Below are 21,225 nucleotides of genomic sequence, written 5' to 3' on the forward strand. Positions count from 1 at the left end.
CGGTCGGCCCGGCGGCTTCGAGCACGAGGCGGCCTTCGCCGATCGTCTCGATCGCCCGCGTGCGCGACTGCACCGCGCGCAACCAGTTGAGCAGGCGCTCGTCGCGCGCGGCCGCATGCGCGCCGTAGCCGCCCGCGATGAACAGCACGTCGAAGCCGCTGCCGAAGCGCGTGTCGATGCGGTCGGTCCAGATTCGCGCCGACGAGGAACTCGCGACGTTGCCGCCCTCCATCGACAGAAACTGCACTTCGTAGGGCGGGTCTTCGCCGCTGCGCGTATCCGCCAGTTCATTCGCGCTCTGGAACATCTCGACCACGGTGCCGGGCCCGAGCAGCCAGAAACCGTCGAACAGCAGAATGCCGATTCGCCGCGCTGCAGTACGGACATTCAAGGCCGGCGTGTGAAGCCATGTAATTCTCGTTGTATCAAGGTGCATTTGCGGCATGATCTTTCCCTAAACGGTCATACGTGGTGGACCCCGATGCCCCGTAACCGGACGGAACGAGAGAATGAATTATCACGGCCCGAATCAGCAACGATGCCGCTTAAACGATTATGGTAATGTTAGCGGAATAGACCGCTATAGTAAATTTGAAAAATCTAATTTCCTCATGAAAGGCAATGTATGAGGAAATACGCTATTGATCGTTCGATATGAGTACGCCGCGCAGCCGCGCCGCCACGGCCAGCCAGCCTGATCGAGGCATTGCAGCACCGTGACGGATTCCCATATTCTGGCGTAAAGCCTTTACACAAGGCATTTTCGCGGATTCGGACAAACTTGCCGATAATGCGAAGCCGACCGATTCGCGCACGGTCGCCCTCTTACCGAACGGCGCGAAATTGTTTCAAACATGAATCGAAAAATGACTCGATAATGACTGTCCAATCTGCATTTTTATTCGCAAATCGGGAATTAATAGCCCGAGCAATGGTCCGTATCGCCGATATATCCGCTCATCGTCAATTGGCATTTCAATTCGGATTTATTAGATGTCTGGAAATGTTTCAATTCTGAAACATCATGGCGCTTTTTCGTCTGATCTGAACGGATGAATACACTAACGTACTTAATAATCAGATGATTAGCTGCAATGCAGCAAAAGACGCCGGTTGACGCGTGAAAAAGTGCGGTTGCAACCTCGAAACTTGCAACCGCACACAGCATGACCGCCGGAAAAACCAGGGGCGCCGCCGCAAAAAACAGCTTAGGCCGCGGGCGGGCGAGACCATCCCGGCCGCCTGCCCACGAACCGCGCCACCCCGCCCGGCTTCGGGATCAGCCGTTCGTCCCTTCGCCGGCCAGTTCCGCTGCGCTTCGCGTGCGCGCCAGCACAGGCCTGAGCGCGGCGCCCGTGTGACTCGCCGCAATGCGCGACAGGCCTTCGGGGTCCGTCGCGGCGACGATCGTTCCGCCGCCCACGCCGCCTTCCGGGCCCAGATCGATGATCCAGTCCGCTTCGGCAATCACGTCGAGATCGTGCTCGATGACGACGACACTATGCCCGCCGTCGACGAGACGATGCAGCACGCGGATCAGCTTCGCGACGTCGGCCATATGCAGACCGACCGTGGGCTCGTCGAGCACGTACAGCGTGTGCGGCGGCTTCTGGCCGCGCCGCGTGATGTCGTCGCGTACCTTGCTCAACTCGGTGACGAGCTTGATGCGCTGCGCCTCGCCGCCCGACAAGGTGGGCGACGGCTGGCCGAGCGTCAGATAGCCGAGCCCGACGTCTTTCATCAGTTGCAGCGGATGCCCAATGCTCGTGATCGACGCGAAGAACTCGACCGCTTCGTCGATTTCCATCGTCAGCACGTCGCCGATATTCTTGCCGCGCCACGTAACCGCGAGCGTCTCGGGATTGAAGCGCTGCCCATGACAGACGTCGCACGGCACCTTCACGTCGGGCAGGAAGCTCATGCCGATCGTGCGCACGCCCTGCCCCTCGCACGCGGGACAACGCCCCTCGCCGGTATTGAACGAGAAGCGCGACGCCGTATAGCCCCGCGCGCGCGCCTCGAGCGTGCCCGCGAACAGCTTGCGGATCGCGTCCCACACGCCGATGTAGGTCGCCGGACACGAGCGCGGTGTCTTGCCAATCGGCGTCTGATCGACTTCGAGCACGCGGTCGATGCTCTCCCAGCCGGTGACCGAATCGCAGCCCTGCCACGTATGCGTGACGTCGAGCGGCGCGCGCGGCGCCGAGCGCGCAAGCACGCTCGAACGCCGGTTCGCGGCGGGCTTCTGCTCGGCCGCGGCGCGCGCCCGGCGCGTAGCCGGCGACGACAGCACCGAACGCCCCACTGCGTCGAGCAGATTGGTCATCAGCACGTCGCGCGCGAGCGTCGATTTGCCGGAGCCGCTGACGCCCGTCACCGCGACGAGCCGCGCAAGCGGAATGCCGACCGTGATGTCGCGCAGGTTGTGCAGCTTGCCGCCGTGCACGGTCAGCCAGCTCCCGGGCACGGCCGCCGCGCGCTTGCCCGGCGCAACGACTTCGCGGCGCGGCTGCAACGGATGCACGATCGGCTGCGCGAGGAAACGCCCGGTCAGCGAATCGGCTTGCGCGGACAGGTCCGCGACGCTGCCCTGCGCGATCAGCGACCCGCCGCGCTTGCCCGCGCCCGGCCCGATATCGATGATGTGATCGGCGCGCCGGATCGTGTCCTCGTCATGCTCGACGACGACGAGTGTATTGCCCTTCTCGCCGAGCTTGCGCAGCGCGTTGAGCAGAATCTGGTTGTCGCGCGGATGCAGGCCGATGGTCGGCTCGTCGAGCACATAGCAGACGCCCTGCAGGTTGCTGCCGAGCTGCGCGGCGAGCCGGATGCGCTGCGCTTCGCCGCCCGACAGGCTCGGCGCCGCGCGGTCGAGGCTCAGATAGCCGAGCCCGACCTCTTCGAGAAACTGCAGACGGCTGCCGATTTCGCTGACCACGTCGCGCGCGATTTCCGCGTCGCGCCCCGTCATTTCGAGCGTGCCGATCCACGCGCGCGTGTCGGACACGGTCCATTGCGCGACGTCGACGATCGCGTGCGAGTCGAACGTGACCGCGCGCGCGACCGGGTTCAGACGCGTGCCCGCGCAATCGGGACACGGTTCGTCGGCGAGCCCTTCCGGCTCCTGCTCCTCGGACGGCAAGCTCTGCTCGCGGCCGCGATTGTCGTCGACGACGATCGTGTCGTCGTAGGCAGCACGCTGCTCGCGCGTGAGCGACAGGCCCGTGCCGACACAGCTCGTGCACCAGCCATGCTTGCTGTTATACGAGAACATGCGCGGATCGAGTTCGGGGTAGCTCGTGCCGCACACCGGGCACGCGCGCCTGGTGGACAGCACCTTCACGTCGCCGAGCTTCGCGGTGGAGCGGCCGCCGGCGATCGCATCGTGCAAGCCGTCGAGCGGCGCAAGCAGATGCATGACGCCCTTGCCGATGTCGAGCGTCTGGTCGAGCGCCGCGCGCAGTTCGGCTTCGTGATCGGCCGACACGACGAGATCGGTCACCGGCAATTCGATCGTATGCTCGCGGAAGCGGTCGAGCTTCGGCCACGGATCGACCGGCACGAACTCGCCGTCGACACGCAAATGCGTATTGCCGCGCGCCTTCGCCCACTTGGCGAGATCGGTATAGACGCCCTTGCGGTTCACGACGAGCGGCGCAAGGAAACCGACGTGCTGCCCCTTGTGATCGCGCAGCAACTGCGCGGCAATCGACTCGACGCTTTGCGACGTGACCGGCGTGCCGTCGTGAACGCAATGCTGCAAGCCGAGCTTCACATACAGGAGACGCAGGAAGTGCCACACCTCCGAGGTCGTCGCGACGGTACTCTTGCGCCCGCCGCGCGAGAGGCGCTGCTCGATCGCGACGGTCGGCGGAATGCCGTACACGGCATCGACCTCGGGCCGCCCGGCCGGCTGCACGATCGAGCGCGCATAGGCGTTGAGCGATTCGAGATAACGCCGCTGGCCTTCGTGGAACAGGATGTCGAACGCGAGCGTCGATTTGCCCGACCCCGACACGCCGGTGATTACGTTGAACTTGCCGTGCGGAATGTCGACGTCGAGCGCCTTGAGGTTGTGCTCGCGCGCATTGACGATGCGCACCACGTCCTCGCCTTCCACGGCCCGGCGCGCGCGCGCCGCGCTCAGTGCCTTCTGTAGCGGCACGCCGTGCGAACCGGCTTCGTCCGCCGTGCTGCCCGCGGCGCTCATTGCGTCCATCGCGCGGTCGTATTGCAGCAGCGCCTCGCCGGTATGCGATTCCGCGCAAGCCTTGACCTCGTCCGGCGTGCCCGCGCACAGCACGCGGCCGCCGCCGTCGCCGCCTTCGGGACCGAGGTCGATGATCCAGTCGGCCGCGCGGATCACGTCGAGATTGTGCTCGATCACGATCAGCGAATGGCCGCTCGCGAGCAGCTTGCCGAACGCCTGCATCAGCTTCGCGCTGTCGTCGAAATGCAGGCCCGTGGTCGGCTCGTCGAACATGAAGAGGCGCTTCGGCAATGCCTGCTTCGCGCCGCGCGCGCTACGCGCCTGCGCCGATTCCGCGAGAAAGCCCGCCAGCTTGAGGCGCTGCGCCTCGCCGCCCGATAACGTGGGCACCGGCTGGCCGAGCTTCACGTATTCGAGGCCCACGTCGACGATCGGCTGCAGCACGCGCAATACTTCGGCATCTCTCGCGAAGTAAGCGGCGGCCTCGCTGACGGTCAACTCCAGCACGTCGGCAATGCTCAGCGCACGCGCGGGCGCGCCTCGCTCGATCTTCACTTCGAGCAGTTCCGCGCGATAACGCCGGCCGTCGCAATCGGGGCAGCGCAGATACACGTCGGAGAGGAACTGCATTTCGATATGCTCGAAGCCCGAGCCGCCGCAGGTCGGGCAACGGCCGTCGCCCGAGTTGAAGCTGAACATGCCAGGGCCGTAGCCGCGCTGCTGCGCGAGCGGCGCCTTCGAGAACAGCTTGCGGATTTCGTCGAACGCGCCGACGTAACTGGCCGGATTCGAGCGCGCGGTCTTGCCGATCGGCGACTGGTCGACGAACACGACGTCGGTGACCTGGTCCGCGCCCTTGAGCGCCTTGAACGCGCCCGGCGCTTCGGTGGCGAGGCCGAAGTGCCGCGCCATGGCCGGATACAACACGTCCTGCAGCAGCGTCGATTTGCCGGAGCCCGACACGCCCGTCACACAGACGAGCCGCTCCAGCGGAATCTCCACGGTGACGTCGCACAGATTGTGCTCGCGCGCGCCTTCGAGCACGATGCGCGGCGTGCCGGCCTCGACCGGACGGCGCGACCAGTGCGCGGCGTCCGCAACATGCCGGCGGCCGCCGAGGTATTCGCCCGTGAGCGTGCCCGACGAGCGGATGGCCTGCGGCGCGCCGTCGAAGATGATCGAGCCGCCGCGCTCGCCCGGCCCCGGCCCCATGTCGATCAGCCGGTCGGCCGCGAGCATCACCGACGGATCATGTTCGACCACGACGAGCGTATTACCCGCGTCGCGCAGCCGGTGCATCGCCTCGACGATGCGGTTCAGGTCGCGCGGATGCAGGCCGATGCTCGGCTCGTCGAGCACGAACAGCGTCTTGGTGAGCGAGGTGCCGAGCGCCGTGGTCAGGTTGATGCGCTGCACCTCGCCGCCCGACAGCGTGCGGCTTTGCCGGTCGAGCGTCAGATAGCCGAGGCCGACGTCGCACAGATACTTCAGGCGCGTGCGCACTTCGGCGAGCAGCAGCTTCAGCGCGTCGTCGAGCAGCGCGCTCGGCAAGGTGATGTCGTCGAAGAAGCGGCGGATGCGCTCGATCGGCATCAGCATGAGGTCGTGCACGGTCAGGCCCGGCAGCGCTTCGAGCTGGGCGCGCGACCAGTGCACGCCGTGCGGCATGAAACGCCGCGCGGGCGCGAGCACGTCGTTGGCATTCGCCTTGCTGCCGAGACGCCACAGCAGCGACTCGGTTTTCAGACGCGCGCCGCCGCAGGTTTCGCATGGCGTGTAGCTGCGGTACTTCGACAACAGCACGCGGATATGCATCTTGTACGCCTTCGATTCGAGATACTCGAAGAAGCGTTTGACGCCGTACCAGTGGCTTTGCCATTTGCCGTTCCAGTCCGGCGAACCGTTGATGACCCAGTGGCGCTCGGCGTCGGTCAGCTCGCCCCATGGCGTGTCGCGGCGGATGTCGGCCTTCGCCGCATAGCGCATCAGATCGTCCTGGCACTCCTTCCATGCGGGCGTCTGCATCGGCTTGATCGCGCCTTCGCGCAGCGTCTTGCGCGCGTCGGGAATCACGAGCCCGAGGTCGACGCCGATCACGCGGCCAAAGCCGCGGCAGACGTCGCACGCGCCATAGGCCGAGTTGAACGAGAACAGCGCCGGCTGCGGGTCCGCATAACGCAGATCGCTTTCGGGGCTGTGCAGGCCGGTCGAGAAGCGCCAGATGTGCGGCTCGGCGGCCTGCCCCAGCGGCTCGTCCGGCGCGGCCGGCAGCACGTAGATATTGACGCGCCCGCCGCCGCGCTTGAGCGACGCCTCGATCGCCTCGACCACGCGCGCCTTGTCGACCGAGCGCAGCCGGAAGCGGTCGGCCACCACGTCGAGCAGCTTGCGCCGGCCGGTGGGCGACTCGACTTCGCGCTGCGCCTGCACGCGCGTATAGCCGCTCGCCGACAGCCATTGCTCGACTTCCTGCTCGGACGCCGATTCCGGCAGCTCGACCGGAAACGTGACGACGAGCCGCGGCTCGTCTTGCGCGGTGCGTTCGAGCAGTTCCGCGTAGATCGTCTCCGGCGTGTCGTGTCGCACCGGCAGCGCGGTCTGCCGGTCGAACAGCTCGGCCGCGCGCGCGTAGAGCAGCTTCAGATGGTCGTTGAGCTCCGTCATCGTGCCGACCGTGGAGCGCGAGCTGCGCACCGGGTTGGTCTGGTCGATCGCAATCGCGGGCGGCACGCCGTCCACGCGATCGACCTGCGGCCGGTCCATGCGGTCGAGGAACTGCCGCGCGTAGGCGCTGAAGGTTTCGACGTAGCGGCGCTGGCCTTCCGCGTACAGCGTGTCGAACACGAGGCTCGACTTGCCCGAGCCGGACGGCCCGGTGACGACTGTCATTTCGCCGGTGCGCACGTCGAGATCGACGTTCTTGAGATTGTGCTGGCGCGCGCCGCGAATCCGGATGGTGCCCTGGGGTTTGCCGTGCGTGCCGCCGGTGGTGCCGTGGCTTGCACCGACGCCTGATTCCTGAGCTGTGTCGTTAGATGACAATTTTTCCGACCGTCTGAATGAGTGGAATGGGTGGGCCACCTCTCACGGCCCTATTGCAGCCTTCTCGCAACCGTCTCGCAGCCTTCTCGCGGCCACGTAAGTCCGGTGCGGCCCCGGTCACGCGCCGGGCAGTCCCGCGCCGAACGCGGGAGCCTGCGCGGCGCACCGCAAGCCTGGTTGCAACGGGATACTATACTGTATGTTTATACAGTTTTCCATGACGCGGCCCGGCCCGCTTGCGAGCCTTGCCGGATCGGGATGGCGGGCGGGCAAAACCCTGCCCGCGGCACGGGCACGACACGACACGACGCCGCTTCCAGCCAACCGCGCACACCATCCGCGCACAACCGGTCCCGCGCACCGCCTAAGCCGTCAGATCGAGCCCCCGCACGAGCCGTTCGGCAAGCCGCGGCTGCCGCAACTGGTCGAGCCACCACGTCAGCGCGCGCCCCTCGTGGTCGCCGCGCCACGCGACATAGAGCACGTTCGGCTCACGCGGATCGGCGGTCTCCTTTTCGATCAGCTCGCCGCGTTGCAACAGCGACGCCACGCGCTCGCGCGGCAGCCAGCCGACGCCGAGGCCGTCGCGCTGCGCGAGAATCTTCGCGCGCATGCCCGGCAACGCGAGCGAGGCCTGGCCGCCGATCACGCCATACGCGCGGCCCGCGCCCGCGCGCGACGAATCGGCCACCACCACCGCGCGATGCGCGCTGATCCGCTCGCGGCTGAGCGGCTCCTCGGCGGCCGCGAGCGGATGACGCGGCGACACCGCGAACACCCACTCCATCACGCCGAGTTCGAACCAGCGCAGGCCGGCAATCGCGGGCGGCTCGTTGGTCGCGCCGACGATCAGGTCGGCGCGGCCGTCGCGCAGCGCCTCCCATGTGCCGCCGAGCACTTCGTGCGTGAAGCGCAGCCGCACGCCGGAGCCGAGCGCATCGAACGCGCGCACCACCGGCATCAGCAGCTCGAATTCGAGGACTTCGTCCGTCACGACCCACAGCCGGTCTTCCCAGCCGCTCGCGATCTGCTTCACGCGCTGCGTCATGCGCGCCATGTCGAGCAGCAGACGCGCGGCTTCGTCGGCGAGCAGCTGGCCGGCCGGCGTCAGTTGCAGCCGGTAGCGGCGCCGGTCGAACAGCAGCGCGTCGAAACGCGCTTCCAGTTGCCGCGCGGCATGCGAAACCGTCGAGGGCGCCTTGCCCAGCCGCGCCGCCGCGCGCGACAGGCTGCCGGTCGCGCGGATCGCGTCGAGCAGGGCCAGTTCGTCTTCCGACAGCATGTGCGATTCCCTCGAATGAGTGCGCCGCCGACGATGGTAGCGCGAGCCGCTCAGCCCACTGCCTCGAAAATATCCCTGAGCCACTGCGCGAACGCGCGCACCCGCGACGACAACTGCCGGCTCTGCGGATACAGCACCGACACCGGCAACGTCGGCGGCGGAAACTCGGCGAGCAGGATGCGCAGACGCCCCGCCGCGAGGTCCGCCTCGACGCGATAGCGCGGCACCTGGACGATGCCGAGCCCGGCGAGCGCGGCGCCCGCGTAGAGATCGGCGCCCGTCACCGAGACCGCCGACGGCAGCATGATCGCGCGGTCGTGTCCGTCGACGCGGAATTCGAGCGGCACCGGCTTGCCGGTCGCGCTCGACACGTAGTTGACCGCGCGATGCGCGGACAGCGCCGCGAGGTCCGCCGGCTCGCCGTACGCGGCAAGGTAGGCCGGACTCGCGACCGTGACCTGCTGCAGCTGCGCGACGCGCCGCCCGACCATCGACGAATCTTGCAGATTGCCCGCGCGCAGCACGCAATCGACGCCCTCGCGCACCAGATCGACGAAGCGATCGTCCTCGCCGATCACGAGCTCGATGCCGGGAAAGCGTTCGAGAAACGCGGGCAGCGCCGGCACCACGAAGTGCCGCGCGAGCGTGCCCTGCACGTTCACGCGCAACAGCCCCTTCGGCGCGAGATTCGAAAACGAGCCCTCGGCCTCCTCCATGTCGGCGATCAGGCGCACGCAGCGCTCGTAGTACGCCGCGCCGTCGGGTGTGAGCCGCACCGTGCGCGTGGTACGCTCCAGCAGCCGCGCGCCGAGCCGCTCCTCCATGCGCTGCATCAGATTGGTGACGGTCGCGCGCGGAATGCGCAGGTCGTCGGCCGCGCGCGTGAAGCTCTGCCGCTCGGCAATCCGCACGAACACCCGCATTTCCTCGAAACGATCCATAATCGACGCTCACCAATTATTAAAGCAAATGGAATGATGATGGCGAGTCTAGCGCGATTATCTACGCGCCGAAAGCGCTCATGATTCCCTCTCCATCACCCCTACTGTGAGGACACGCATCATGAACACGAGCAACACGAGCCGGGTCGCCATCGTCACGGGCGCCTCGCGCGGCATCGGCAGCGCGATTGCGCAGCGGCTTGCGAAGGACGGCTTTGCGGTCGCCGTCAATTACGCGTCGAGCGCGGGCGAAGCCGAGGCGCTCGTCGCCGCGATCAGGGACGCGGGCGGCAAGGCGGCCGCAGTGAAGGCGGATGTCTCGAACCCCGACGACGTGCGCCGCATGTTCGAGCACACCGAGCAGCAGCTCGGCAAGGTGGACGTGCTCGTCAACAACGCGGGCGTGATGAAGCTCGCGCCGATCGCCGAGGCTCAGGACGCGATGTTCGAGCAGACTTTCGACATCAACGTGCGCGGCACCTTCAACACGCTGCGCGAAGCGGCCGCGCGCCTGAACGACGGCGGCCGCGTGATCAATTTCTCGACCAGCGTGCTGGCGCTGAACCTGCCGGGCTACGGGGTCTACGTCGCGACGAAAGCGGCCGTCGAGGCGTTCACGCGCGTGTTCGCGAAGGAACTGCGCGGGCGCAACATCACGGTGAACGCGGTCGCGCCGGGTCCGATCGCGACCGCGCTGTTCCTCGAAGGCAAAACCGAGGAGCAGATCGCCAACTTCGCGAAGATGCCGCCGCTGCAACGGCTCGGCGAGCCGGACGACATTGCGTCGGTGGTGGCGTTTCTGGCCGGGCCCGATGCGGCGTGGGTCAACGGCCAGGTGTTGCGGGCGAACGGCGGGCTGGTTTGATAGCTGAGTTGATAGCGGTTTTTTGATAACGGGTTTGACGGCGCGGTGCCTCCGGTTCGAGCGCCGCGCCCCTCGCTCAAACCGCCTTCGGATTGCGCTCCGCGAATCCTTCCTGATGCCAGTACGGATAGGCGGGCCGCACGGCGCTCGCCGCGTCGAGCCTCGCGACCTGCTCCGGCGTCAGATTCCAGCCGACCGCGCCGAGGTTCTGCCGCAACTGTTCCTCGTTGCGCGCGCCGATCAGCACCGTCGCGACGGTCGGCCGTTGCAGCAGCCAGTTCAGCGCGATCTGCGGCACGGTCTTGCCGGTCTCGGCGGCGACTTCGTCGAGCGCATCGAGCACGCGGAACAGATAGTCTTCCGGCACCGGCGGCCCCATGTCGGCGGTCTTGTGCAGCCGGCTCGTTTCCGGCAGCGGCTGGGGGCGCCTGAGCTTGCCGGTCAGGCGCCCCCAGCCGAGCGGGCTCCACACGACCGCGCCAACGCCCTGATCGGCGCCGAGCGGCATCAGCTCCCACTCGTAATCGCGGCCGATCAGCGAGTAGTAGGTCTGATTCGCAACGTAGCGCGGATAGCCGTAGCGGTCCGCGAGATCGAGCGACTTCATCAGATGCCAGCCGGAAAAATTCGACACGCCGGTATAGCGGATCTTGCCCGCGCGCACGAGGTCGTCGAGCGTGGACAGCACTTCGGCGATCGGCGTTTTCGCGTCGAAGCCGTGCAACTGGAACAGGTCGATGTAATCGGTTTGCAGGCGCCTGAGCGCCGCGTCGACGGCCTCGATCAGATGGAAGCGCGACGAGCCGACGCTGTTCGGCCCGTCGTCGATACGGAAGGTCGCTTTCGTCGAGATGATAGCCTTGTCGCGCTTGCCCTTCAGCGCCTCGCCGAGCACCGATTCGGACACGCCCCTCGAATAGCTGTCGGCGCTGTCGAACATCGTGACACCCGCGTCGAAGCAGATGTCGATCAGACGCCGCGCTTCGGCGACGTCGGTCGCGCCCCACGCCTGAAAAAATTCGCCCTTGCCGCCGAACGTACCCGTGCCGAAACTCAACACCGGCACCTTGAAACCCGATGCACCCAGATGTCTGTATTCCATTGAAGAATCTCCGTGGCATTGCCGTCGATGAACGGAGGTTCAGTCTACGCGCTGCGTGGCAACGCTGCGCCCAACGGGCATACGCTGCAACTACGCGCCGCGCCCCGCTCCGCTTACCCCGGCCAGCGCCTCGCGCACCGCGTCGATCACGCTGTCCCAGTCGCCGAGCGCCGGCTGCCTGAAGAGGCGCGCGTGCGGATACCACGGCGTGTCGCTGCGTTCGAGCAGCCAGCGCCAGCAGGTGTCGAAGCGGTTCAGAATCCACACGGGCCGGCCGAGCGCGCCGGCCAGATGCGCGGTGGACGTGTCGACCGAGATCACGAGATCGAGATTGGCGACGAGCGCGGCCGTGTCGGCGAAATCGTGCAGCAGGCCCGTGTAATCGGCGACACGGTCGCGAAGCGCGCTCTCTGCGAGTTGCTGGGCGGCCACGCCCTTCTGCACGCTGAAGAAGCGCACGTTCGGCACATCGAGAAGCGGCGCGAAACGCTCGAACGCGAGCGAACGGCGCGCGTCGATCTTGCGCAGTTCCGCGACATGCGCGCGGTTTTCGCCAGCCCAGACGAGGCCGACCTTCAGGTGCTTCAGTTGCGTCTCTGGTTGCTCCGCCGCATCGGCACCGGCATCGATGCGTTCGCGCCATGTACTCACCGCCGCAGCATCGGCGAACAGATAAGGTGTGACCGATGGAATGCTCGTCTCGTCGGTGCGCAGCGCAAGCGGCAGGCTCAGCAGCGGACAATGACAATCGAACGGCGGCAACGGCTGCCCCGCTTCGATCAACTGGTCGACACCGTCGAGCGTCGACAGAAGCCGCCGCAGCGGCGCCGGCACTTCGAGCACGACCTTCGCGCCGAGCCGGGCGACGCTCGACGCATAGCGGCAGAACTGCAGCGTATCGCCGAGACCCTGCTCCGCGTGCAGCAGAATCGTCTTGCCGTCGAGCGGAAAATCGCCGAGCCATGAAGGCTGCGCGAACTCGCGCTTGCCGGCCTGGATGCGGCGGCGCTCCCAGCGCCATTTGTAGGCCCGCCAGCCCGCCTCGAAGCGCCCCATCTGCAACAGACACAGCGCCTGATTCCAGTGCGTTTCCGCCGCGGCGGGATTCAGCGCGAGCGCGCGCTCATAACTCGCCAGCGCGTCTTCGTGACGGTTCAGATCGATCTGCGCGAGACCGAGGTTGTTCCATGCATCGACGAAACCCGGCGCCAGTTCCAGTGCGCGCCGGTAGCTATGCTCCGCTTCGAGAGGCCGGTTCAGATCGCCGAGCGCATTGCCGCGATTGCTCCACGCGTCGGGGTAAGCCGGCTGCAACGCAAGCGCGCGTTCGCAGCTGTCGAGCGCGTCGGCCGCGCGGCCGAGATCGCGCAGCACGCACGCGCGATTGTTCCAGGCCACCGCGAAATCCGGCGCGAGCGCAAGCGCGCGCTCGAAGCTCGCCAGTGCATCGAGCGGCCGGCTCAGTGCGGCGAGCGCATTGCCGCGATGATTCAGCGCATCGGCGAACTTCGGCTGCAAGGCGAGCGCGCGTTCGGCGCTCGCGAGCGCTTCGCCGTGACGCTGCAAGGCATTCAGCGCGTAGGCAAGATTCGAATGCACGGGCGCCTGCTTCGGGTTGACGGCAAGCGCCTTTTTGAGCAGATCGGCGCCTTCCTGCACGCGGCCCATCTGCAACGCAAGCTCGCCGAGCCAGCGCAACGCGTCGCCATGTTTAGGCTTGAGTTCGAGGATCTCGCGATAGAGCTCTTCCGCTTCGACGAGCGCGCCATTGCGCTGAAGCGCGACGGCTTGCCGAAGCATGTGATCCAACTGTTGCGGCAGACTGGCGGGCTTGCTCATGCGGGACGGGAATCGAAAGTTCGCAATATCGTGAAGCGGTATCGCGACGCAAGCGTCTTGCTGGACGCGGCGCACGGCAAGACCGCGAGAAGCGCCCGATTATCGCTGAATTTTCCGCAAGCGCCGCCGATAACCCGTAGACAAGCCAGGCGCCAGGGCACCCCGACGACAACATGGCGCACGACTCGCACCGCAACCCTGGAGAGAATCCGATGGCAGACGAACACCGTGCCAACCACGAGCGCAACACCGAACGCAGCAACCTGACGAGTTCGAACAAGTTCGAACTGCTGCTGTACCGCCTCGGCTGCGTGCCGGGCAGCGACGCGCACGAGCTATATGGCATCAACGTCTTCAAGGTGCGCGAAATCTCGACGATGCCGCCCGTCACGCCGATCGCGGGCGCCTCGCCGTTCGTGATGGGCGCGGTCGACATTCGCGGGCAGATCATTCCGGTGATCGACCTGCCGCGCCTGATGGGCTGCGAACCGACGCGCGGCCTGAACATCCTGCTCGTGACCGAGTTCGCGCGCTCGACCCAGGCGTTCGCGGTCGAGGAAGTCGACGACATCGTGCGGCTCGAATGGAACCAGGTGCTGTCCGCCGACGGCGCGGCGAGCGGCAAGCTCGTCACGAGCATCGCGCGCATCGACGGCAATACCGGCGATTCGCGGCTCGCCCAGGTGATCGACGTCGAGCAGGTGTTGCGCGACGTGTTTCCGTCGCAACACCCGAGCGTCGATCCGAAATCGGTCGGCGAAGTGCTCGGCATTCGCCGCGGCGCGAAGATTCTCGCCGCCGACGACTCCGGCTTCGCGCGCAAGCTGATCGAGCAGGCGCTCAGCGCGATCGGCGCGGACTACATCATGACGAAGACCGGCGAGGAAGCGTGGGCCGCGTTGCAGCAGGTCGCGCGCGAGGCGCAGCAGAACGGCACGCGCGCGAAGGACAGCATCGCGCTCGTGCTGACCGATCTGGAGATGCCGGAAATGGACGGCTTCATGCTCACGCGACAGATCAAGGCCGACGAGCGCACGCGCGATATTCCGGTCATCATCCACTCCTCGCTGACGGGCGCGGCCAATGAAGCGCACGTGAAGAACGCGGGCGCCAACGGTTATGTCGCGAAATTCGCGGCGGCCGAACTGGCCGATGCGATCCGTCATGCGCTGGGCGGCGCGGCCGCGAAAGCGGCGGCTTGACCACCTCCGCCGCGCGCACCGCCGCGTGCCCTGGTGCACTTACCGGTGCGCGGTCAGCCCGACCGACAACACCATGCGGCCGATCTCTACACCCATCGTATTGAGCCGCTTCGGCGCATGAAAACCGTCGAGCTTCGCGCGCTGCTCCGCCGTCCCGAGATCGAGCAGCGCGAGGAGTTCGGCGCTCACCGCATAGAGCGCGGCGACGTTGCCGTCCTCGATTTTCACGGCGATACCGAGCGCGCCGTTCGCGCCGAGGCGCGCGGTCTGCGGCGACGCGCGCACGCCGATCGCATAGCTGCCGTCGGCGCCGAGCTTGCCGACCAGCGCGCCGCCGAAGGCCTGCATCAGCAACGTGCAGAAACGGCCCTCGCCGCCCACCAGTTCCGGGTATGACGTCATCGCGCGATAAATGCGCGCGAGCGCGACCGTGCGCGGCGTCACGTCAGTTGACCCCGAGGTTGCCCCTGCGGTTGCCCCCGAGGCGACTTCGTCTTCGGCCGCGGCGAGCTTCGCGAACAGACGCGCGAGCCGGTCGAGCGGAAAGGCCGGCGTCGGCAGATTGCAGCCGTCGATCGCCCATTGCACGCCGTCGTCGGGCAGATCGCAGACGCTCGCGACCGTCTGCTTCACGCGCACCTGCAACGGATGTTCGGGTAGTTCGTAACCCGCGAGCGCCGCGCCGATCGAACGCGCGCCGGCCAGCATGCCCGCGTGCTTGCCGGAGCAGTTGCTGCACACGCCGCTGGGCCTGAAGCCGCGCCGCAGCCAGTCGGCGTACACCGCTTCCGACAGCGGCGGATGACCGCCGCAGCGCAGGTCCGCCTCGCTCGCGCGCGCCTTCGCGAGCATGCTGCGCGCGCGGTCGATATGGCGCGGCTCGCTGCTGTGCGATGCGCACATCAGCGCGAGATCGGCGTCATCGAAACCGCAGTGCTCGAGCGCGCCGGTCTCGACGACCGCGAGCGCCTGTGCCGGTTTCGCCGCCGAGCGCGCGAGCGTCATACGCGCGGGATCGCCGAACGAGTACAGCAGGCGGCCGCTCGCATCGACGACGGCGACATGCGCGAGATGCGTGTTCTCGACCGACGCGCCGCGATAGATCGTCGCCGCGACCGGCGCAGCATGTGCAACGGGATGCCCCTCGGACAGGCTCATGCGTGGTCTCCTCCTGTTGGCTCACCCGGTGCGTCGGCACGATGGATGAACTCGCGGTTTTATCGATGTTTCGCTCGACACGCGGCGCAAGCCCGACGCCCGGGCAGCAATACTCAACAGCACGCGGCGCACGCCGCAACACTCAGGCGCTCGCCGCCAGTTCCTCTTCGCGCTCCAGCTTCCGCGTGCGCCGCAGTTCCGGAAAAAGCCGCATCCACAGCAACGCGATCGCGATCGTCGCGACGCCGCCGACCAGCACGGCCGGTTGCGCGCCCCACCAGCCCGCGGTCAGGCCCGATTCGAATTCGCCCAATTGATTCGAGGTCCCGATGAACAGCGAATTGACCGCGTTGACGCGGCCGAGCATTTCATCGGGCGTGCGCAACTGCACGAGCGAAAGCCGCACGACGACGCTGATCGTGTCCGATGCGCCGAGTATCATCAGCGCGATCAGCGACACGATGAACTGATGCGAGAGCCCGAACATGATCGTCGCGATGCCGAACGCGATCACGCCGCCGAACATCGCCGCGCCGGGCCGCTCGCGCAGCGGGAAATGCGCGAGCCAGATCGTGCCCGCGAGCGCGCCGATCGCGGTGCCCGAGCGCAGCAGGCCGAGGCCGATCGGCCCCGCGTGCAGCACGTCGCGCGCGAAGATCGGCAAAAGCGCGGTCGCGCCGCCGAACAGCACTGCGAACAGATCGAGCGAGAGCGCGCCGAGAATCACGGGCTCCTTGCGAATGAACGCGATGCCCGAGAAGATCGATTCCAGCGTGACGGGCGCGCGGCTCGCCGGCTTGAGCTGCAGCGGAATGGTCCACACCGCGACGGCGGCGGCCGCGAACGACAGCGTGCAGGCAAGATAGGCCGCGCCCGGTCCGACGCCGTACAGCAGGCCGCCGAGAGCGGGGCCGGCGATCTGCGCGGTCTGATTCGCGGAGGTGGACCACGCGGTCGCCTTCGGCAACTGGCCGCGCGGCACCACGGCCGGCAGCAGCGACGACACCGCCGGCGATTCGAACGCGCGCGCCGCTCCCGCGCAGGCGGCCAGCACGTAGATGACCGGCGCGCTGATCCAGCCGCCGAACGTGCCGAGCGCGAACAGCAAGGCGGCGACGCCTTCGAGGCTCTGGCAGACGGCGGCGATGCGGCGGCGATCGTAGCGATCGGCGACGTGGCCGACGACGAGCGTCAGCAGGAACATCGGCAGGAATTGCGCGAGGCCGACGAGGCCGAGCGCGAATGCGCTATGGGTCAGCGCATAGACGTGCCAGCCCATCGCGACGGCGAGCATCTGGAACGACAGCGAGGACAGGATGCGGGTGCACCAGAAACGCTGGAAAGGCGGGTGTTTCGGCAGGCTGAAAGACGGGGAATCGGCGGGATCGACGGGGGCGGGTGACATCGGTGACTGGTTCGTTACGTGATGCGCGGTAGGTAGCTCGCGATGGCTCGCGGTGGCCTGAATGGGGCGGCGCTAGTTTAGAGCAAGACGGCATGACGTGCCGGAAGCGGGATCGGGCGGGGCCCGCCGGACTGGCGTTCCGCTCCGCTTCCTGCCCCGCCGGCGCCGCGCGCGGAACTCAGGTGCGCCGATTATGGCACGGCCGAAAACGGGCGCGCGCAACGAGGCTGCGCGGATTCACGAAGTCCTCATTCAATCTCGGGTACGCTGCGGGATGCGGCTTGTGCAATAGCCGCCTCGCAGTAAGCGGACTTGCTCCGGCAAGACGACGAAGTTTCAATCATCTGGATGGAGGGTATCGACTGTGGCTACCGAGAATGGCGGTTCGCTGTATGTCCTGCAGGCACGTCCACCGGCGATCATCGCCCTGTGGCCCGACGGTTCGCACGAAGTGGTCGTCGCGAATCTGACGCGCACGCCCGACGGCATCAAGGTCGACGTCGAGAACCAGATCGTCTATTGGACCAACATGGGCAGCGGCATCCATCTGATCGACGGCGATCCGGTGTCCGGCGCGGTGCCGCCGAACGACGGCACGATCGAAAGCGCGAAGCTCGACGGCAGCGAACATCGCGTGCTGGTGCCCGCCGGCGTCGCGGGCACGCCGAAGGAACTCGTGCTCGACAAGGAAGGCGGCTTTCTGTACTGGTGCGATCGCGAAGGCATGCGCGTGATGCGCGCGCGCACGGACGGCAGCGAAGTCACCGAACTCGTGCGCACCGGCAACTTCCCCGCCGATACCGGCGACGCGACGCGCCATTGCGTGGGCATCGCCCTCGACAAGCCGAACGGCCATCTCTACTGGACGCAGAAGGGGCCGCCCGATGCGGGCGAAGGCCGCATCTTCCGCGCCGGCCTCGATCTGCCGGCCGGCGCGCAGCCCGATGCGCGCCCCGACCTCGAATGCCTGCTCGATCAGTTGCCCGAACCGATCGACCTCGACATCGACCATCGCGACAGCATGCTCTACTGGACCGATCGCGGCGACGACACGCACGACGGCAATACGCTGAATCGCGCGAAGATCAGCGCGGCGGGGCTCGCCGATCGCGAGGTGCTCGCGCGCGATCTGCAGGAAGGCATCGGCGTGTCGCTCGACCCGCGCGGGCGCCGTGCCTTCGTGACCGATCTCGGCGGCAACGTGCGGGAGCTGAACATCGACACGAAGCACGAATCGCATTTCACGACGATCGCGCACCTCGGCGCGCTGACCGGAATCGATTACGCGGATCTTTAAGCGCGACCGGCCGGGACGACCCACGGTATCCGGGCCGTCGTCCCGGCTTGCCGGGACACGCGGGCGCGGCACCACGCGCCCGCTATGTCGCGCCCGCCATCTGCAACGCATCCCTCTAAGCCCTAATCGCTGCCGTCGCGCCGCAGCCTCAGCACGGTCGTCATGTACTCCGTCGCGAAGTCGATAAACGCTTTCACGCGCAGCGGCATTCTGCGCTGCACGGGGTAAATGATCTGCGCGGGTAGCGACTTCGCGCGCCATTGCGGCAGCACCCGCACGAGGCGCCCCGAGACCAGGTCTTCCTCGACGAGCCATTCCGGCAGCACCGCGATGCCGAGTCCCATGCGCACCGCCTCGCGCATGCTCGTCACGCCCTCGGTGATGAACACGGGCTCGACCTGCAGAATCTGCGTCGAATTCCGCGAATACAGCGTGACCTCGCGCGCACCGCCGAACTGGTCGCTGGCGAGCGCGATCCACGGCAGCGCGTCGAGCCCTTCGGGCCGGGTGGGAATCGGGTGGTCTTTCAGAAACGGCGGAGACGCGACGAGGTAGCGCCTGATCTCGCCGAGCGAGCGCGCCACGACGCGCTCGTCGATCAGTGCGCCCGCGAGAATGCCGGCGTCACATCCCTCTTCGATCATGTGCAGCGGCCGGTTCGAATACCCCAGCTCCATGCGCACGGCCGGATGTGCCTGAATAAAGCTGCTGATAAGCCGGCTGATGACGGACTGGCCGAAATCGATCGTCGAAAACACCCGGATATTGCCGCTCAGCTCGGTCTGGTCGTTGCTGAGCCGCTGCGCCGACTCTTCGGCCAGCGACAGCAAGGCCCGCGCGTCGGCCAGCAACTGATGCCCGACTTCGGTGAGGCTCATGCGATGCGTATCGCGACGCAGCAGCACGGCGCCGCATTGATCTTCGAGCGAGCGCAACTGGCGGCTCAAGGTGGGCTGGCTCAGGCGCAGCTTGCGCGCCGCAGCGGAGATGCTGCCGCTGTCCACGATGGCGACGAAGGCGCGCAACAGGTTGAGGTCGTCGAATATGCTCATACGCTGGAAGCATAACCCATATACTGGTCATACGGCTACCGTGGGGGTCCGGACGGCGCGATGATTCACCCATCGCATCGATCACCGATCAATCACCCCGTCAGAAGGAGCCTCACCATGACCACCCAAGCCAAAGTCGCCATCGTTACCGGAGCATCGCGCGGCATCGGCGCCTCGATCGCGAAGCGCCTCGCTGCGGACGGCTTCGCGGTCGTCGTCAACTACGCGGGCCGCGCGGCCGACGCGCAGGACGTCGTGGCATCGATCGAAGCCGCGGGCGGCCGCGCCACCGCGATTCAGGCCGACGTCTCGGTGCCCGCGCAGGTCGCCGCGATGTTCGACCAGGCCGTCACGCTGTTCGGCGGCGTCGACGTCGTCGTGAACAACGCGGGCATCATGCAGCCGGGTCTCGTGCCGCTCGTCGATACCGACGACGCTCTGTTCGACCGCCTCATCGCGATCAACCTCAAGGGTACGTTCAACACGCTGCGCGTGGCCGCGAAAAAGCTGCGCAGCGGCGGGCGCATCGTCAACTTCTCGAGCAGCGCGACGGCACTCGCGATGCCGGGCTATTCCGTCTACGCCGCCACGAAGTCGGCCGTCGAAACGATGACGAACATCTTCGCGAAGGAACTGCGCGGCCGCAACATCACCGTGAATGCGGTCGCTCCCGGACCGACCGCCACCGAGCTGTTCCTCAAGGACAAGACGCCCGAGCAGATCGAGCGCCTCGCGAAGATGCCGCCGCTCGAACGCCTCGGCCAGCCCGACGACATCTCGGCCGTGGTCGCGTTCCTCGCCAGCGACGCGGCCAGCTGGGTCGACGGTCAGACGCTGCGCGTGAACGGCGGCATTATCTAAGCCGTCCTTCGCGTCGCCTCGACTCATCACCCTGAACTCATTGCAAGCAAGGAGCCCGACATGAAAAACATCATCGTCGTGACCGGTGCATCGAGCGGCTTTGGGCGCCTGAGCGCCGAAGCGCTCGCGAAGGCCGGCCATATCGTCTACGCGTCGATGCGCGCCACCACGGGACGCAACGCGCCGACCGTCGCGCAGATGGCGGCATTCTCGCAACAGCATGGTGTCGATCTGCGCACCGTCGAACTCGACGTGCTCTCGCAGGAATCGGTCGACGCCGGCATTGCGCAGATCATCGCCGAACACGGCCGCATCGACGTCATCGTCCACAACGCGGGCCATATGGCCTTCGGTCCTGCCGAAGCGTTCACGCCGGAGCAATTCGCGCAGCTCTACGACGTCAACGTGCTTGGCACGCAGCGCGTGAATCGCGCGGTGCTGCCGCAGATGCGCAAGCAGAAGCACGGTCTCGTCGCCTGGGTGTCGAGCAGCAGCTCGGCGGGCGGCACGCCGCCCTATCTCGCACCGTATTTCGCGGCGAAGGCGGCGATGGATTCGATCGCGGTTCAATATGCGCGCGAACTGTCGGGCTGGGGCATCGAGACGTCGATCATCGTGCCGGGCGCCTTTACTTCCGGCACCAACCACTTCGCGCATGCGGGCCGTCCCGCCGATGAAAGCGTGCTCGAAGCGTACGAAAACGGACCGAACGCCGGGCTCGGCGAGCGCATCCAGCAGGCCTTCGCCGCGATCGTGCCGGCCGATGCCGATGTTGGACTCGTGGCGCAGGCGCTCGTCGACGTGGTCGATGCGCCGGCGGGACAGCGGCCGTTCCGCGTGCACGTGGACCCGGCGCAGGACGGCGCGGACGTTGGCTTTGCCGTGCTCGACCGCCTCAGGGCCGAGATGCTGCAGCGGGTCGGGATGGCGGAGCTGTTGAAGCCGCGGGTGTATTGAGCCTGTGTTTTA

The 21,225-nt window shown here is 66.9% G+C and carries 14 protein-coding genes; 5 read left to right on the forward strand and 9 right to left on the reverse strand.

Annotated features, from left to right (window positions below; translation table 11 throughout):
• The 4 genes from GXB81_RS14500 to GXB81_RS14515 form a co-directional block, all read right to left on the reverse strand.
• On the reverse strand, positions 1-445 hold a 445-nt coding region (locus GXB81_RS14500; protein WP_205989538.1), incomplete at its 3' end, for a DJ-1/PfpI family protein.
• 834 nt (positions 446-1,279) lie between these two features.
• A complete protein-coding gene (uvrA, locus tag GXB81_RS14505) occupies positions 1,280-7,165 on the reverse strand; it encodes an excinuclease ABC subunit UvrA (RefSeq protein ID WP_205989573.1) in 5,886 nt (1,961 codons plus the stop codon).
• A gap of 451 nt (positions 7,166-7,616) precedes the next feature.
• Positions 7,617-8,534, reverse strand: a complete 918-nt coding sequence (locus GXB81_RS14510) for a LysR family transcriptional regulator (protein ID WP_167040355.1) — start codon at positions 8,532-8,534, stop codon at positions 7,617-7,619.
• A 50-nt stretch (positions 8,535-8,584) separates the two neighbouring features.
• A complete protein-coding gene (locus tag GXB81_RS14515) occupies positions 8,585-9,475 on the reverse strand; it encodes a LysR family transcriptional regulator (RefSeq protein WP_167040357.1) in 891 nt (296 codons plus the stop codon).
• 121 nt (positions 9,476-9,596) lie between these two features.
• On the opposite strand from GXB81_RS14515, the gene GXB81_RS14520 reads away from it, so the two are divergent.
• Positions 9,597-10,340: an SDR family oxidoreductase gene (locus tag GXB81_RS14520; RefSeq protein WP_167040359.1), complete on the forward strand. Its 744-nt coding sequence runs from the start codon at positions 9,597-9,599 to the stop codon at positions 10,338-10,340.
• Positions 10,341-10,416: 76 nt separating this feature from the next.
• Here the strand turns inward: GXB81_RS14520 and GXB81_RS14525 are convergent, their stop codons facing one another.
• Both GXB81_RS14525 and GXB81_RS14530 read right to left on the reverse strand, forming a co-directional pair.
• Positions 10,417-11,442, reverse strand: coding sequence for an aldo/keto reductase (locus tag GXB81_RS14525; protein WP_205989540.1), 1,026 nt, complete (start codon positions 11,440-11,442; stop codon positions 10,417-10,419).
• Between the two features lie 90 nt (positions 11,443-11,532).
• On the reverse strand, positions 11,533-13,281 hold the full coding sequence (locus GXB81_RS14530) for a tetratricopeptide repeat-containing glycosyltransferase family protein (protein ID WP_205989542.1): 1,749 nt from the start codon (positions 13,279-13,281) through the stop codon (positions 11,533-11,535).
• Between the two features lie 212 nt (positions 13,282-13,493).
• Between GXB81_RS14530 and GXB81_RS14535 the strand changes: the two genes are divergently transcribed.
• On the forward strand, positions 13,494-14,483 hold the full coding sequence (locus GXB81_RS14535; protein WP_167040365.1) for a chemotaxis protein: 990 nt from the start codon (positions 13,494-13,496) through the stop codon (positions 14,481-14,483).
• A 39-nt stretch (positions 14,484-14,522) separates the two neighbouring features.
• Here the strand turns inward: GXB81_RS14535 and GXB81_RS14540 are convergent, their stop codons facing one another.
• Both GXB81_RS14540 and GXB81_RS14545 read right to left on the reverse strand, forming a co-directional pair.
• On the reverse strand, positions 14,523-15,641 hold the full coding sequence (locus GXB81_RS14540) for an asparaginase (protein ID WP_205989544.1): 1,119 nt from the start codon (positions 15,639-15,641) through the stop codon (positions 14,523-14,525).
• 142 nt (positions 15,642-15,783) lie between these two features.
• Positions 15,784-17,046, reverse strand: a complete 1,263-nt coding sequence (locus tag GXB81_RS14545; protein ID WP_167284779.1) for an MFS transporter — start codon at positions 17,044-17,046, stop codon at positions 15,784-15,786.
• 364 nt (positions 17,047-17,410) lie between these two features.
• Here GXB81_RS14545 and GXB81_RS14550 point away from each other — a divergent pair, with 364 nt between their 5' ends.
• A complete protein-coding gene (locus tag GXB81_RS14550) occupies positions 17,411-18,343 on the forward strand; it encodes a hypothetical protein (protein ID WP_205989546.1) in 933 nt (310 codons plus the stop codon).
• Between the two features lie 122 nt (positions 18,344-18,465).
• Here GXB81_RS14550 and GXB81_RS14555 read toward each other — a convergent pair whose 3' ends face one another.
• Complete coding sequence (locus GXB81_RS14555) at positions 18,466-19,395, reverse strand: LysR family transcriptional regulator (protein ID WP_167040373.1); 930 nt, start codon at positions 19,393-19,395, stop codon at positions 18,466-18,468.
• A 117-nt stretch (positions 19,396-19,512) separates the two neighbouring features.
• Here GXB81_RS14555 and GXB81_RS14560 point away from each other — a divergent pair, with 117 nt between their 5' ends.
• Positions 19,513-20,256, forward strand: a complete 744-nt coding sequence (locus GXB81_RS14560) for an SDR family oxidoreductase (protein WP_205192724.1) — start codon at positions 19,513-19,515, stop codon at positions 20,254-20,256.
• Positions 20,257-20,316: 60 nt separating this feature from the next.
• Positions 20,317-21,213 carry an SDR family oxidoreductase gene (locus tag GXB81_RS14565; RefSeq protein ID WP_205989547.1) on the forward strand — a complete coding sequence of 299 codons (897 nt, stop codon included), beginning with the start codon at positions 20,317-20,319 and terminating at the stop codon, positions 21,211-21,213.
• Positions 21,214-21,225: the final 12 nt, after the last annotated feature.

This window comes from Paraburkholderia sp. Ac-20336 (genome assembly GCF_017105025.1).
Lineage (GTDB): Bacteria > Pseudomonadota > Gammaproteobacteria > Burkholderiales > Burkholderiaceae > Paraburkholderia.

What these genes read in the sequence shown, in the direction of transcription:
- GXB81_RS14510 (WP_167040355.1), bottom strand. Translation starts at nt 8,534, where the DNA reads ATGCTGTCGGAAGACGAACTGGCCCTGCTCGACGCGATCCGCGCGACC.
- GXB81_RS14515 (WP_167040357.1), bottom strand. Translation starts at nt 9,475, where the DNA reads ATGGATCGTTTCGAGGAAATGCGGGTGTTCGTGCGGATTGCCGAGCGG.
- GXB81_RS14520 (WP_167040359.1), top strand. Translation starts at nt 9,597, where the DNA reads ATGAACACGAGCAACACGAGCCGGGTCGCCATCGTCACGGGCGCCTCG.
- GXB81_RS14525 (WP_205989540.1), bottom strand. Translation starts at nt 11,442, where the DNA reads ATGGAATACAGACATCTGGGTGCATCGGGTTTCAAGGTGCCGGTGTTG.
- GXB81_RS14530 (WP_205989542.1), bottom strand. Translation starts at nt 13,281, where the DNA reads ATGAGCAAGCCCGCCAGTCTGCCGCAACAGTTGGATCACATGCTTCGG.
- GXB81_RS14535 (WP_167040365.1), top strand. Translation starts at nt 13,494, where the DNA reads ATGGCAGACGAACACCGTGCCAACCACGAGCGCAACACCGAACGCAGC.
- GXB81_RS14540 (WP_205989544.1), bottom strand. Translation starts at nt 15,641, where the DNA reads ATGAGCCTGTCCGAGGGGCATCCCGTTGCACATGCTGCGCCGGTCGCG.
- GXB81_RS14545 (WP_167284779.1), bottom strand. Translation starts at nt 17,046, where the DNA reads ATGTCACCCGCCCCCGTCGATCCCGCCGATTCCCCGTCTTTCAGCCTG.
- GXB81_RS14555 (WP_167040373.1), bottom strand. Translation starts at nt 19,395, where the DNA reads ATGAGCATATTCGACGACCTCAACCTGTTGCGCGCCTTCGTCGCCATC.
- GXB81_RS14560 (WP_205192724.1), top strand. Translation starts at nt 19,513, where the DNA reads ATGACCACCCAAGCCAAAGTCGCCATCGTTACCGGAGCATCGCGCGGC.
- GXB81_RS14565 (WP_205989547.1), top strand. Translation starts at nt 20,317, where the DNA reads ATGAAAAACATCATCGTCGTGACCGGTGCATCGAGCGGCTTTGGGCGC.